The sequence below is a fragment of the Streptomyces sp. LBL genome (genome assembly GCF_029893585.1).
GTDB lineage: Bacteria > Actinomycetota > Actinomycetes > Streptomycetales > Streptomycetaceae > Streptomyces.
In genome coordinates, this window is the sequence record NZ_JARXYX010000018.1 from 178,325 (window position 1) to 191,614 (window position 13,290).

The 13,290-nt window shown below is 66.8% G+C and carries 11 protein-coding genes, 1 tRNA gene and 2 pseudogenes; 3 read left to right on the plus strand and 11 right to left on the minus strand.

Features of this window, described 5'->3' with window-relative positions; genetic code table 11:
- Positions 1–77: 77 nt before the first annotated feature.
- The 5 genes from M2271_RS22660 to M2271_RS22680 all read right to left on the minus strand — a co-directional run bounded on the left by M2271_RS22660 (position 78) and on the right by M2271_RS22680 (position 5,423).
- Positions 78–719 carry a helix-turn-helix domain-containing protein gene (locus M2271_RS22660; RefSeq protein ID WP_280889117.1) on the minus strand — a complete coding sequence of 214 codons (642 nt, stop codon included), beginning with the start codon at positions 717–719 and terminating at the stop codon, positions 78–80.
- Between the two features lie 549 nt (positions 720–1,268).
- Positions 1,269–3,059, minus strand: coding sequence for a DEAD/DEAH box helicase (locus tag M2271_RS22665; protein WP_280889118.1), 1,791 nt, complete (start codon positions 3,057–3,059; stop codon positions 1,269–1,271).
- Between the two features lie 231 nt (positions 3,060–3,290).
- The gene (locus M2271_RS22670; protein ID WP_280889119.1) at positions 3,291–3,674 is read right to left on the minus strand and encodes a type II toxin-antitoxin system death-on-curing family toxin; all 384 of its coding nucleotides are present in this window, start codon (positions 3,672–3,674) and stop codon (positions 3,291–3,293) included.
- Positions 3,675–3,872 (minus strand): Arc family DNA-binding protein, encoded by a 198-nt coding sequence (locus M2271_RS22675; protein ID WP_280889133.1) that lies wholly within the window; start codon positions 3,870–3,872, stop codon positions 3,675–3,677.
- 30 nt (positions 3,873–3,902) lie between these two features.
- Positions 3,903–5,423, minus strand: coding sequence for an MFS transporter (locus M2271_RS22680; protein ID WP_280889120.1), 1,521 nt, complete (start codon positions 5,421–5,423; stop codon positions 3,903–3,905).
- A 174-nt stretch (positions 5,424–5,597) separates the two neighbouring features.
- Here M2271_RS22680 and M2271_RS22685 point away from each other — a divergent pair.
- Positions 5,598–5,669 (plus strand) — tRNA-Cys (locus M2271_RS22685).
- An 81-nt stretch (positions 5,670–5,750) separates the two neighbouring features.
- On the opposite strand, the gene M2271_RS22690 is transcribed toward M2271_RS22685, so the two are convergent.
- From M2271_RS22690 to M2271_RS22705, 4 genes and pseudogenes are all read right to left on the minus strand, one after another.
- Complete coding sequence (locus M2271_RS22690; RefSeq protein ID WP_280889121.1) at positions 5,751–6,344, minus strand: hypothetical protein; 594 nt, start codon at positions 6,342–6,344, stop codon at positions 5,751–5,753.
- A gap of 96 nt (positions 6,345–6,440) precedes the next feature.
- Positions 6,441–7,603 (minus strand): annotated as a pseudogene (locus M2271_RS22695) (tyrosine-type recombinase/integrase); the annotation flags it as partial.
- 61 nt (positions 7,604–7,664) lie between these two features.
- Positions 7,665–7,889: an excisionase family DNA-binding protein gene (locus M2271_RS22700; protein ID WP_280889134.1), complete on the minus strand. Its 225-nt coding sequence runs from the start codon at positions 7,887–7,889 to the stop codon at positions 7,665–7,667.
- Positions 7,866–8,537: pseudogene (locus M2271_RS22705) on the minus strand (YfjI family protein); the annotation flags it as partial. The gene M2271_RS22700 and the pseudogene M2271_RS22705, both read right to left, overlap by 24 nt.
- Positions 8,538–8,870: 333 nt before the next feature.
- Here M2271_RS22705 and M2271_RS22710 point away from each other — a divergent pair.
- Positions 8,871–10,229: a hypothetical protein gene (locus tag M2271_RS22710; protein ID WP_280889122.1), complete on the plus strand. Its 1,359-nt coding sequence runs from the start codon at positions 8,871–8,873 to the stop codon at positions 10,227–10,229.
- 49 nt (positions 10,230–10,278) lie between these two features.
- Entirely contained in the window at positions 10,279–11,571 is a 1,293-nt protein-coding gene (locus tag M2271_RS22715) for a PaeR7I family type II restriction endonuclease (protein ID WP_280889123.1), read from the plus strand.
- Here the strand turns inward: M2271_RS22715 and M2271_RS22720 are convergent, their stop codons facing one another.
- Both M2271_RS22720 and M2271_RS22725 read right to left on the minus strand, forming a co-directional pair.
- Positions 11,572–12,474: an aminoglycoside phosphotransferase family protein gene (locus M2271_RS22720; RefSeq protein ID WP_280889124.1), complete on the minus strand. Its 903-nt coding sequence runs from the start codon at positions 12,472–12,474 to the stop codon at positions 11,572–11,574.
- Entirely contained in the window at positions 12,471–12,893 is a 423-nt protein-coding gene (locus tag M2271_RS22725) for a GntR family transcriptional regulator (RefSeq protein ID WP_280889125.1), read from the minus strand. The genes M2271_RS22720 and M2271_RS22725 overlap by 4 nt, the downstream gene beginning before the upstream one ends.
- Positions 12,894–13,290 lie beyond the last annotated feature (397 nt).

Genomic DNA, 13,290 nt, shown 5'->3' on the forward strand with positions numbered 1-13,290 from the left:
CGGCACACCCCGTGCCCCGCTCGGCGAAACACCGGCGCAGAGCCTCAGCGAACGTCAGCGCAGAACCTCAGCCAACGTCAGCGCAGAGCCTCCGCGACCTCTCGCGCCGCGTCCACCACCCGCGGCCCCACCCTCTCCGGCACCGCGTCCGCCAGCATCACGACCCCCACGCTGCCCTCGACTCCCGTGACGCCGACCAGAGGAGCCGCCGCGCCACTCGCCCCGGCCTCCAGCTCCCCGTGCGTCAACGTGTAGCCCGGCTCATCCAGCATCTGCTGCCGCGCGGCGAGTATCGCCCTCCCCGCGGCCCCCCGCTCCAACGGATGCCGGAACCCCGCCCGGTAGGCGACGTGATACTCCGTCCACGTGGGCTCGACGACCGCCACAGCCAACGCGTCCGACCCGTCCACCAGGGTCAGATGGGCCGTCGCCCCGATATCCTCGGCCAGTGACCGCAACGCGGGCAGCGCGGCCTCCCGGACCAGCGGATGCACCTGGTGTCCCAGCCGTAGCACCCCGAGTCCTACCCGGGCCCGTCCGCCCAGGTCACGTCGTACGAGCGCATGCTGCTCCAGCGTGGCGAGCAACCGGTAGACGACGGTCCGGTTCACGCCCAGTTTGTGGGAAAGCTCGGTGACGGTCAGCCCGTGGTCCGTTTCGGCCAGCAGCTTGAGGACCCTGAGGCCCCGATCGAGCGTCTGAGAAGTCTCCGCGGTCACGACGCCCACTCCTTAAGTGGTGAGGTCGGCAGCCCCCTCGTGGCGGATGCGTCGCCGAGTCCCGTCGGCGACGCGCTTCAGAGGCCGCCGATCGGCCGGCGACCCGGCCTGTCCGGGCCGCGTCGCTTCACGGCTGCGCTCCGCGGCGGCGCTGCCACGGGGCGTATGCGTAGCGGGACATTAGCGAAGCCCGTTCGCTGAGCGGAAGGCTCCGTCCAGAATCCGGGCAGTGACCGATGCGGAGTGTCTCTGTTTGTCCTGATATGAGCGGCCCGCACACGCGGTGTACACGACCTCTGCACTCAGGGCACACACCCGAGGTCACGCCACCCGCGCACACCCCGCACGTCCCGCGCGCCCGCCCACCATGTCCCGGACCACCTGATATATCCGAAGCCGCGCGCACCCGATACACCCCGCACGCCACGCATCCCCGCGTCCCGCACTCCCGCGCCCCAGCGCACCCGATACGCCCCCGTAAGCCACGCACGCCCCGTGCGCCCCCAGTCCCGGATGCGGCGCCCCCAGCCCCGGCGACGGCGCCCGAGGTCACCGCATCCGGGTCGCCCACTCCTGCACCTTGGCGATCCGCTGCCGCAGCTGCCCGGCCGTGGCCTCGGCGCTCGCGGGCCCGCCGCACACCCGGCGCAGCTCGGTGTGGATGACCCCGTGCGGCTTGCCGCTCTGATGGACGTACGCGCCGACCATCGTGTTGAGCTGCTTGCGCAGCTCCATCATCTCCTTGTGCGAGACCACCGGCCGCCGCTCGGCGGGCAGTTCGAGCAGGTCGGCCTCCTCGTCCGGCTTCTTGCGGCTGTGCGCGATCTGGCGGGCCTGCCGCTTCTGGAGCAGCATCTGGACCTGGTCGGGCTCCAGCAGCCCCGGGATCCCGAGGTAGTCCTGCTCCTCCTCGCTCCCCGGGCGGGCCTGCATGCCGAACTCGGCACCGTCGTAGAGCACACGGTCGAAGACGGCCTCGGACTCCAGCGCCTCGAAGGAGAACTGCTCCTGCTCGCCGGTGTCCTCGTCCTCCTCCTTGTTCGCCTCCTCCATCTCCTTCTCGGACTCGGCGTACGGGTCCTCCTCGCCCTCCTTCTTCGGCTTGTCGAGGGCGTGGTCCCGTTCCACCTCCATCTCGTTGGCGAAGGTGAGCAGGTCGGGGACGGTCGGCAGGAAGACGGAGGCGGTCTCACCGCGCCGCCGGGACCGTACGAAACGCCCCACGGCCTGGGCGAAGAACAACGGAGTGGAGATGGTCGTGGCGTACACCCCGACCGCGAGCCGCGGCACGTCGACGCCTTCCGACACCATCCGCACCGCGACCATCCACCGGTCGTTGCCGGCGCTGAAGTCGTCGATCCGCTGGGACGCGCCGGTGTCGTCGGACAGCACGAGGGTCGCCTTGTTGCCGGTGATCTCGCGGATGAGTTTGGCGTACGCGCGGGCGGAGTCCTGATCGGAGGCGATGACCAGCGCACCCGCGTCCGGGATGGCCTTCCGGACCTCCGTCAGCCGCTGGTCGGCGGCGCGCAGCACGCTCGGCATCCACTCGCCGCGCGGATCCAGCGCCGTACGCCACGCCTGGCTGACCGCGTCCTTGGTCATCGGCTCGCCCAGCCGGGCGGCGATCTCGTCGCCCGCCTTGGTCCGCCACCGCATGTTGCCGCTGTAGGAGAGGAAGATGACGGGCCGGACGACCCCGTCCGACAGCGCGCTTCCATACCCGTAGGTGAAATCGGCGGCGGACCGCCGGATCCCGTCGTTCCCCTCCTCGTACGTCACGAAGGGGATCGGGTTGGTGTCGGACCGGAAGGGCGTTCCGGTGAGGGTGAGTCGCCGGGTGGCCGGCTCGAAGGCCTCGAGACAGGCCTCGCCCCAGGACTTGGAATCGCCGGCGTGGTGGATCTCGTCGAGGATGACGAGGGTCTTGCGCTGCTCGACGCGGTTGCGGTGCAGCATGGGCCGTACGCCGACACCGGCGTACGTGACCGCGATGCCGTGGTAGTCCTTGCCGATCGGACCCGCGCTGTACTCCGGGTCCAGCTTGATCCCCACCCGCGCCGCGGCTTCCGCCCACTGCTTCTTCAGATGCTCGGTCGGCGCGACCACGGTGATCTGCTGCACGACATGGTGGTGCAGCAGCCAGGACGCCAACGTCAGCGCGAACGTGGTCTTCCCGGCGCCGGGCGTCGCGACGGCGAGGAAGTCACGCGGCTGTTCCTGGACGTACTTCTCCATCGCCCCTTGCTGCCAGGCGCGCAGCTTGCTGGCGGTGCCCCAGGGGGCGCGGCCGGGGAAGGCGGGCGAGAGGTGGTGGGAGGAGGCGGCGGTGGTAGTCACGGTCTCCGTCGGGTGGGTCGGTTGGGTCGGGTGGGCCGAAGGTGAGGGGCCGCGCGAAGCGCGTCGAGCAGGGCGGCGGTGGGTGACGGGCGGGCGGCTCGGCGAACGGTGGGGGGTGCTCGGCTGCGTAGGACAACCGGGCCACTACATATGACAACCGGGCCACCCTACCGGCGGCCCGGTGGCGTTCATGTTCGGACGAGGCGGGGTGGCCCACAGGTGGGACTCACGTCACATGGACTCGTGGAGGGCTCTCAGCCGCCGGGCGATCAGTCCCAGATCGTCCAAGCCGCCCGACGCCACCTCGATGACGAGTTTGTACGCCTCGTCCTGGTCGACGCCGACCATCTCCGTGCCGTTGAAGTCGAGGAACACGACCGTGGACATCCACGCCATGCGCTTGTTGCCGTCCACCAGAGGGTGGTTGACGGCGAGCGACTGAAGCAGGGCGGCGGCCTTCTCGAACAGGTCCGTGTACGCCTCGACGCCGAACATCTGGGACTGCGGGCGATGCACGGCCGAGCTGAGCAGGCCCAGATCGCGCACGGCGACCTTCTGCCCCGCGCAGGCCAGCTCTGCCAGGTCCAGGACCTCCTGGACCGTGAGGTACTTCATCTACTCCCCCAGCCGCCGCAACAGGTCGGCATGAGCCGCCGCGTACTTCGCCCCGAGGCGACGCACCGTCGTCCGGTCCGCCTCCTGCTCCAGATACCGGTCGACCGCCTGAAGCACTATGGCGTGCATGCTGCGCCCCTCTTCTTCGGCGCGCAGCTTGAGCGCCTCCTGCTGGTCGTCACGCAGACGAAGATTCATAGCCATACCATGACGGTACCAAAAGTGGGGTCACTGTGGTACCGCGCATTCCTGTGCGGGCCGCACCCGCGCAGTCACCCAGGCCCCCGCCAACGCCACCCCCGCCATCGGCAGGAACACCGCCACGAAGGCGGCAGGATGCGCACCGGACGCCTGCGCCGCCGTATGGCTCACCATGCCGCCGCCCAGCGCCGCGAAGGCCGCGCCGCCCGCGGACAGCAGGACGATATTGGACAGGCCGTCGGATATCTGGAGCGCGGCGGAGTTGCTGCCGGCCTCCTCCGGGGCGGAGAGCTGGAGCAGGAGCACGCTGGTGGAGGAGATCACCAGCCCCATCCCGAAGCACCCGAATCCCCAGGCGACGGCGACGGTCCAGGCCGGCACGGACTCGATCAGCACACTGGGCGCGGTGGCGATCGCGGTGGCGACCAGCACCATGCCCAGCGTCATCAGCCGTTCCCGGTACGGCTCCACGCGCGGCCTCGACTGCACCCACGAGGCCAGCGCCCACGTGCCGCCGCCCGCCGCGAGCGAGAGCCCGGCCAGCGTCGGGGACAGCCCGCGCTGGGTGACCAGCATCAGCGGCACGAAGGACTCGGCCGAGATGAAGGACCCGGCGGCGACCCCGCGCAGCAGTACGACGGAGGGCAGCCCGCGCGCCGCCCGGTAGGTGCCGCGGGGCAGCAGCCCCCGGGCCGCCGGTACGAGCAGCGCGGCGCCCGCGAGGCCGGGGACCCACGAGATCCACCGCAGGTCCTGGGCGGCGTACTGGAGCAGTCCGGCGCCGAGGAAGATACCCAGGGCGAGCCGGATGCGGCGAAGGTCGAAGGACGCCACCGGCTCGCCCTCCCCTCCCCCGCCCACGGGACCGGCCGCCCGCCGCCGTATCTGCGGCAGCGCGAGTGCCAGGGGGAACACGACCAGCACCGGGATGCCGACGAACACCCAGCGCCAGCCGAGATGTTCGGTCACCGCGCCCGAGGCGAGCGGCCCGACGATGGAAGGGACGACCCAACTCGCGGCGAACGCCGCCATGATGGCCGGACGCAACCGCTCCGGATACGCCCGCCCCACGACGACGTACAACGCGACGATCACCAATCCCCCGCCGAGCCCCTGCACGGCCCGCCCGACGATGAACAACCACATCGCACCGGCCGTCCCGGACACCACCAACCCGGCGGCAAAGCAACCGATCCCCGTGGTCAACGCCCCGAGCGGCCCCCGCCGGTCCGACCACTGCCCGGCGAGCACCATCCCGAACAGACTGGTCGTGAAGTATCCCGAGAACGCGAACGCGTACAACGACACCCCGTTCAGCTCCCGCGCCGCAACAGGCATCGCCGTCCCCACGGCCGTCGCCTCGAAGGCGATCAGCAGCACGACGGAGACGATCCCGACGCTGAGCGCCCGATACGCCCGCCCGAGCACACCCTCACCGGCTCCGGCGGTTCCAGGTACGGCTCCGGCGGCGGCTTCGTCCACGACTGCGGCGGATCGGGCGGCGGCTTCCTCTGCGACTGCGGCGTCGCGCGGCTCAAGGGCGGTCATGCTGGCCAGGGTAAGGTGCACGGACCGCTTTGACCCCTGTCCTGAGTCGTCGCCGACCTGGGACCTTGGTCGTAGGTCACCCGTTTCATGAACGGCGTATGGCAGTCGCATTGCAGTCCCCACGGTTCCCTTGAGCCTGCCCTTCACCGCGCCTTACGGTCTTTTCGACAACACGGCCGTGTGCCCGAGTGGTTCAGGGACTCGCCTGCAAAGCGAGTTACGCGGGTTCGATTCCCGCCACGGCCTCTACCCGCCTGACCAGGCAGAACGAAAGGGCGGCGCCCCGGAAGGGTGCCGCCCTTTCGGTCCTCCGTCTCAGTTACCGTCTCAGTTGGGGCGTGGGACGGCATCATTGCCCTGCAATGACTCGCTCACAGCATCAATCAGGTCGCTGTGCACACGTCCGAGTGTGTACCTCTGCTGCTCCTCACGAGCCCGCCACTCAGCCCTGGTTTCCTCCGTCGCCGTCATGATGCCGTCGGCCCACTCCTTAATCCCTTCGTGGTACTGCTCGATCAACTGCCAGAGCTGACGTGCCGCCTGATGCACCCGAGCGGGTCCGAGGAGACGGAGGGGGAAGTAGGCCCCCCGAATCTCGTTCATGCACGAGCTATAGGCGCTCCAGACGTCGGTTGATGCCTCGATCTCCAGGTCGAACATGCGCGTGACGTCGGACGCGGCGATGGTGAACCTGTCATAGACCTCAAGCATGAGGACCGCCGCACGCTTCCTCTCGTCCCGCAACCAGTGGTCGTGCTGAGCACGCTCCTGGGTTCGTGCCTGTTCGATAGTCGCGCGCGCCGTGGTCTCCGCCCCCATACGCGCCCCACGGACCGCAGCCAGTCCGCCCATGGCTGCGCCGCCAAGCGCCCCGACCAGTCCGACGCCCGCCGTCACTAACGCCACAAGTCCTTCGTCCATAACGGCAGGATGTCGCGGCTTGAGACCGGATGCGCACGAATTTGGGCAGGTTGGCCCGGACCTCTCACATCGAAGAACTGCGGCCCGCAACCGCCCCTACCCAGCCCGCACGGCCTTCCCAGCGGCTCCATCGTCATCATCGTCCGGTCGGCCCGTCTCGGGCTTCCAGATCAGGCCGTCCACCTGCTTCGCGATGTCCGTCCGCACGGCGTCCACCATGTGCTGATAGCGAGCAGCCATGGCCGTGGTCGACCATCCCATGAGGCCCATGACGGCGCGCTCGGGGACACCGAGGATGAGTAGGACCGTGGCGGCCGTGTGGCGCGCGTCGTGCAGTCGCCCGTCCCGCACCTTGGCCTCTGCCAGAAGAGCCTTCCACTCGGCCCAGTCCCGGCGGTGGGACGGGCTACGCCCGTGTTCATCGGCGAAGACCAACCCGTTCTCCTCCCAGCGCTTCCCGGCCGCCGCCCGCTCCCCTTCCTGTGCCTTGAGGTGGGCACGGAGCAGGTCAACGAGTTGTTCGGGGAGACCGACGGCGCGACGGCCGGCACGCGACTTGGTGGTGGACAGCTCCGGGTTCGTGCGACGCCGCTGCGGGCAGTACCCGGCGGCCTTGCGCCCGCAAGGATCCACGCACCCGTGGGCATACTGCGGCCGGTGTCGACTACGCCGGACCACAAGGAACCCACCGTCAAGGTCCACGTCCTCCCACCTCAGACCGAGCACTTCCCCTTGGCCAGCCCGAGGGCGAGGGCGACGGCCCAGCGAGCGGAGTTGCGGTGCTGGTCAGCGGCCTTGAGCAACCGCTGTACCTCTTGGACGCTGTAGGGCTCCACCTCGTACTCCCCCGTCTTCGGGGCCTTGGCCAACTGAACGGGGTTCTTGCCGAGATGCCCTCGCCGTATGGCTTCATTAAGGGCGGTTCGGAAGGTGCGATGCACCTGGTGGGCGGTCCCGGGCTTGCTGCCGTTGGCCTGCATGTTCGCGTAGAACACCTCGATGTGCTCGGGCTTGAGCCTGTCGAGACGGTGAGCCCCCAAGCCTGGGATCAGGTGCTTCCGCACGGCGACGCGGTACCCAACCATCGTGTTGTCGTTGACCGCGAGGGGTGCAACGTTCTCGATCCAGTGCGTCAGCCATGTCTTGACCGTCCACGCCTTGCCCGGCTTCCGCACCGTCTTGGCGTCTCGCTGCTTCTCCAACTCGCGTACAGCGGCCGTCACTTCGGCGCGGGTCTTGCGTTCAACGTGTCGGCGGTCCCGGGATGGATACCGGGGCAACGGGCTGTCCTGTCCGGGAGTGCCGCCGCTCCGGCCGTCGTCAAGCGGCTTGGTGTGCGGTGCGGAGACGGGTGACGTATGCGGCCGGCGCGTCGGCCGGAACGCGGCGGAGGCCACCGACCATGACGGACTCCAGTTCGCCGGTGCGGATGAGGGCGAAGCATGTGGTCCGGCCGATGCGGAGGCGACGGGCGGCCTCTTCGACGGTGAGGAGAACGAGAGTCGTGTCGTCGTTGCCGCCGTGTTCGGCGAGGTGCAGCAGCAGCGCCGCCATGCGGGCGGTTGCCCCCGCGAGCTTTCCGGCCCAGTTGGAGATGTGGCCGAGCTTGCCGCCGCGCGCCTTGAGCTGCGGTTCGATGCGCTTCTGATAGGCGATCAGGGCCGCGTCGGCTTCCGGGGTGAGCTGGATGACGGCCGGGTCGGTCCACTCCGCCAGGGACAGGGTGAGGTCGATGACCCGGGTGGTGTAGGTGGCGGCCGTCGTTTCGGGGACCGGGTCGGTGATGATCTCGCGTTCACCGACCGTGGATGCCGGGAGGGAGTACAGGAAGCGGGCGAGTAGTCCGCGCCCCTCGAACCCCTTCACATTGCCGATATCCCGCAGCACGTCCGGCTGCACGGCGAGGCCGATCGTCAAAGCGGGGGCGTCGATGTACTCCCGGCGGGTCTGCCGGTTTACCCGCAACCGGTCCCCGGCATGGCCCTTCAGGAAGACTTCCATGTTGGGGGCCCCGGAGTAGCGGCCGGCGATGATGTCGAAGATGCCGCCCTCCGCGCTCATCACCGACAACCGGCCGCCCTGTTCCGCCATGAGCGAGGTGACCGTCTCGGGTGTCGAGTCGTCCGCCAACAGCACCGGTTCGGCCGGAACGGTGAGCGTGCCGGCCGACTGCGCGAGGCCGACTGCGGTCGCCCCCTCTATGAGGCGGAGAAACAGCTCAAGACCGCGATGCAGCCCGTCATCGTGGAAGAGGAGCTGACGGCGCGGTTGGCCAAGGAAGCGGCGGACAAGGCTGCCACCAAGGCCGCGTCTGCCGACGGCGACAAGCGCGATGAGATGGTTCGGAACCGCCGGCCTGCCCCGTGCGGTGGTGATTCAACTGTCGCCAGACGACGAGGAATTCGGGAGCGTGTACTTGGGGGTGCACTCGTGCACTCCTACGTGCAAACCTTCTGCACCCCGGCGCTGACCTGCGTAGAGTGACGATGAGTCAAGCTGGAACTACGGCCGCTCTCTGGGGGTTCCATGGCAGACCCGAACGCCAGACTGGCCGCGCTCATGCAGGAAGGCGACTTCTCGCACAAGTCCCTTGCTCGCGCGGTGGTCGCCGCTGCCGCCCGGTCGGGTGAAGACATCACCTGCGATCACACGTACGTCTCGCGGTGGCTCAAGGGGGCGATCCCACGTGGCAGCATGCCGCAGTTCATCGCGGATGCCATCGGGCAGAAGGTGGGGCGCCGGCTCGCCCTTGACGACATCGGCATGGGCGACGCGGCAGTGTCCTCCGCACAGCCTGACCTCGGGCTTGAGTTCGCGGACAGGCCCGAGGCGACGACCAAGACCGTCGCGGACCTCTGGCGTGCCGACCTTGCTGAGGCTGAAGTACTGGTCAGGGCGCAGCCCGACGGGGCCGCCTGGAACACGGCTTCCCTGCGCTGGATCGTCGCCCCGCCGGACGGGGAGCTGACACGCGCGGGCAACCGTGTGATCGGGACGATGGATGTGGAGATGATCCGGTCCACCGCCGACGCGTTCAGCATGCTCGACGGCAAGTTCGGCGGTGGCCACGCCCGACGCGCCCTGATCCAGTACCTGCACACGGACGTCCGCCCCATGCTGGACGGGAAGTACTCAGACGCCGTGGGCAAACAGCTCTACTCGGCTGTGGCGGAAGCGCTCTTGCTCGCCGGGGGGATGTCGTACGACAGCGGCCTTCACGGCATCGCTCAGCGGTACTTCATCCAGGCGCTGCGCATGACGCAAGCGGCAGGGGACCGGCTCCTTGGCGGCAGCATCCTTTCGGCGATGAGCCACCAGGCCACGTTCCTCGGGCGCTACCAGGACGCAGCCACCCTTGCTCGGGCGGCCTACACGGGACCGGCCAGCGTGCTGGGCCCCACGATGTCCGCGCAATTCCGCGCGATGGAGGCGCGGGCTCTGGCCCACCTCGGCGACGAACGGGGATGCGACCTCGCTTTGGTAGAGGCGGAGCGCAAGCTCAGTCAGCGGACCCCGGACAGCGATCCGCCGTATATCGCTTATTTCGACGAAGTGGAACTTGCAGCAGAGATCGGTCATTGCTTCCGAGATTTGGGTAGGTCCGCAGAAGCGGCAGAACGAGGGGCGGGGTCCATCTTCGGTGACGGCCTAAACAATCGAAGCGACTTCTTCGCGACGATGGTGCAGGCCGAAGCCTACATAAACCAAGGTGAAATCGGGCGCGGCTGCGAAATCGCTAAGACTGCGCTACAACTCGGCGAGGAGTTGAAGTCGGCACGCTGCGTCCAGTACGTTCGAGAATTCTGTGAGCGAGTTTCACCCATGATGCGAGGTGCTGCGGAATTCCGCACCTTCACAGAAGAAGCACGCACCTTCCGCCTGTGACAGCAATGCGGCTTGACGCCCTAAATGTCTTCGATGAAGGTAGGGAAAGTTGGAATCAGTAAGTGAGGCGGCGAAGCAGTTTTGGGTCCGAGACGGCGGCTCGGGCTATCCATACGACCAAGCCGGGCAACGCCTCGAAGAAGCCCTGGTTTCCGAGCTCGTCGCTCGCGGTGTGGACCCGGATTGGATTAAGCGGGAGCGCAATGCAACTCTTCCGATGATGCAAGGTGTTGATCGAAGCTGGGATCTTGTGATCAGCAAGGACAGTGTTCCACTCGCGGCAATAGTCTGGAAGGCGAGTTCCGCAGCCTCCTTCAGGAATAATATGCGGAATCATATGCAGGAACTGAGCACAATTGCCGCCGACGTAAGGATGCGTTACGGACATCCGGACCTGTACCGCATCCGGCCGCACCTTGGCTTCATATTCATCGAGGAAGAACGTCAGGAGCGTGTTGCGCGTCCCGACAGGGGCAGGCTAAATGCGCGCGTCGAGTTGCGTTCAAGTACCCTCAGTCGCATTTCAGACCGCTTCTACGAACGACTCATAGAAACTCGCCTCTACGATAATGCTTGCTACATCGTTTCGGATGGAGACCCTGAGTCCGCGCCGACTCAACCGCACCGATCGATGGAGTTGGGCAGTTTTATCGAGCAGTTGGCGGAAGATGTACTCGTTCTGGCAGCACGCCAGGAGCGAAACGGAATAACTCTCAACACATACTTCGAGCTGCTATCCAAAAAGAATGACATCAGTCAGCTGAGCACCCAGGGGGACGAAGCCGCTTTTGAGGAGATGTTGTCGAGTAAGCTGACGGAGGACGCTCTTTTCGAGCTCAAGCAGGGATTCTGCACTGTCAACGACCCGACGAAGTTCGATGACAGAAATTTCGACAAGATTCTAAAAATCGCGTCAGCGATGGCTAATACAGGAACAGGCGCGGAGGGCGTGATTCTTGTAGGCATCGCAGATGATGCTCAAGATGCGGCCGCAATCAAAAGATTTTCTTCTGTAAATAGCATTGAGGTTGGGGGGTTCTATATCACCGGGACGAGGCACGAGATAGATGGCCTAGGAAGAAGTATTGATGAGCATTTCCGCTGGCTCGTTAGCAAGATAAGGAGTGCTAAGCTGACGCCTCGGTTCGCTGAAGAAGTGGCCTCATCGTTGACCCCCTTCACCTATAAAGGGTATCTGCTCTGGAGAATCGACATCAGGGCTATGAACACTCCTGTTACCTATGACGGAAAATTTTACGTGCGTAGTGGCCCAGGTGTGCGTGAGGTAAGCGGGGACGCCATCGTCGATTTGGTCCGCAAATTCGACACGCGTGAAGCTTAGTTAGAAGGGAGCCCAGTCTCGGCGTGATCCGCCTGACCGGAGAGTCGCTACCCGCTTCTCAACCTCGTCAGCGGCCCGAGGATTCGCACCCGCGTTCTGCGAGAGCCACGTGACCATCAGAAGTTCTCGCACGCTCCGCAGTACTGCGTACCCGGCCCATGCACGCACGTCGAAGCCGTAACCAGCCACGAAATCCGCATACTCTGCTTCCGTATGCCATCCAGAGCTGTCGTAGTACATGGCTGTTTGCATCAGGTCCCACTCACGGGGGCCCGTGGCGAATCCATCCAGGTCAATTACACGCGGATGTCCGGCCGCGTCACGCAGGAAATTACCCACGTTGAAGTCACCGTGCAGGTGACCCGACGGAAGCGAGAATTCGAGGCGCCCATACTCGGCCGCCAAATCGCTCGCCATCGAGCGAAGAAATGCGCGAGTACTCTCCGGGATGGCAGCACGCTCTAGGCGGCTCGCGACCTTGTCAAACGGCTGGAGTCGCGGCAGCGAAAAAGGCGGCGACTCCAGATCGTGGAGCCGCCGCAGTAGCACGCCCATTTCCGCCGTACTCGCGTACGTGTCACCGTCTGCGAGCCCTTCCCAGAAGGTGACCGGGTGGTCTTCGATCACGATCGGCTGTTCAGCGTCCGTGACGAGACGAGCGGCCGGGTACCCCCGGTCAGCGAGCCACCGGGCCACGGCTACTTCTCGCCGCACCGAGGCAAGCCGGTCGGCTCCCCGCCCCACCCGCGAGATGATCCGGCCGCCGTCGACACGGAACACGGCATGGTCGCCTAGCCGAAGGATGTCGATGCCGTCCGGCTCCAGGTCGGCGACCGCGCATGCCCGGCGCAGGATGGCCTCTGCCGCGTCCGCGTCGAACTCCGTGCGTTCCGTCGTCGTCATGCCGTCTGCGTCTCGCGTCCGGTCGGCAGGGTGAGGACTTCCCGCCCTCTCCTTGCCCCCTTGCCGATCAACCCTCGCCCTTCCATCTGCGCGATGGCGGAACGCACGGCGGTCCGGGACGCGCCGAACCGCTCGCACAGCTCCTTCTCGGTGGGGAAGCGGTCGCCCACCTTCACCTCCCCGCCGCGCAGCAGGTCGGTCACCCGCTCGACCAACGGCCGGCGGTCGCCGGTCCCGGCCACGAACCATCCGGCGCCCTGTACAGACTCGATCACACCATCGGCCTTGAGCGCGGCAAGCGCCCGCTCGATGGTGCTGCGGCTCACGCCGTACTCGCTCAGGAGTGCCGACTGAGACGGCAGCGCTTCAGTGATCTCGCCGTCCCTGATCTTCTCGCGAAGGGATTCCGAGACCTCCAAGTACGTACCTCGCGGACTGCCCTGCGGCACGTGGGCTCCCCTTCCTCGACCTCCACTCAATGGCAACAAGTGTTGCACTCCCCGTGCCACCTGCCGATGGCCTCGTCTGCCCTCCGCCGCTCGCGACCGTTCGTAGCCCTGTTCTTGGTCCAGTGCGCCGACGTCCGTCACCGTTCACCACCTACACGCCCCGGCCTCCTGCGTGGACGTCTTGGAGACCCCTGCACAGTCAGGCGCACGGTTGCTCAGGAAGTGCAAGAAAATCGTGCACCGACTCCGCGAAATCCTCGTCAGCCATCATGGGGTCTATCATGATTTAGGTGTTTTTAGGCCCTTTGGCCTAGTGGCTTTTTGTTGGTCTGCCTGGCCTATACCCGTCCGGCGGTAAGGCGGCCGT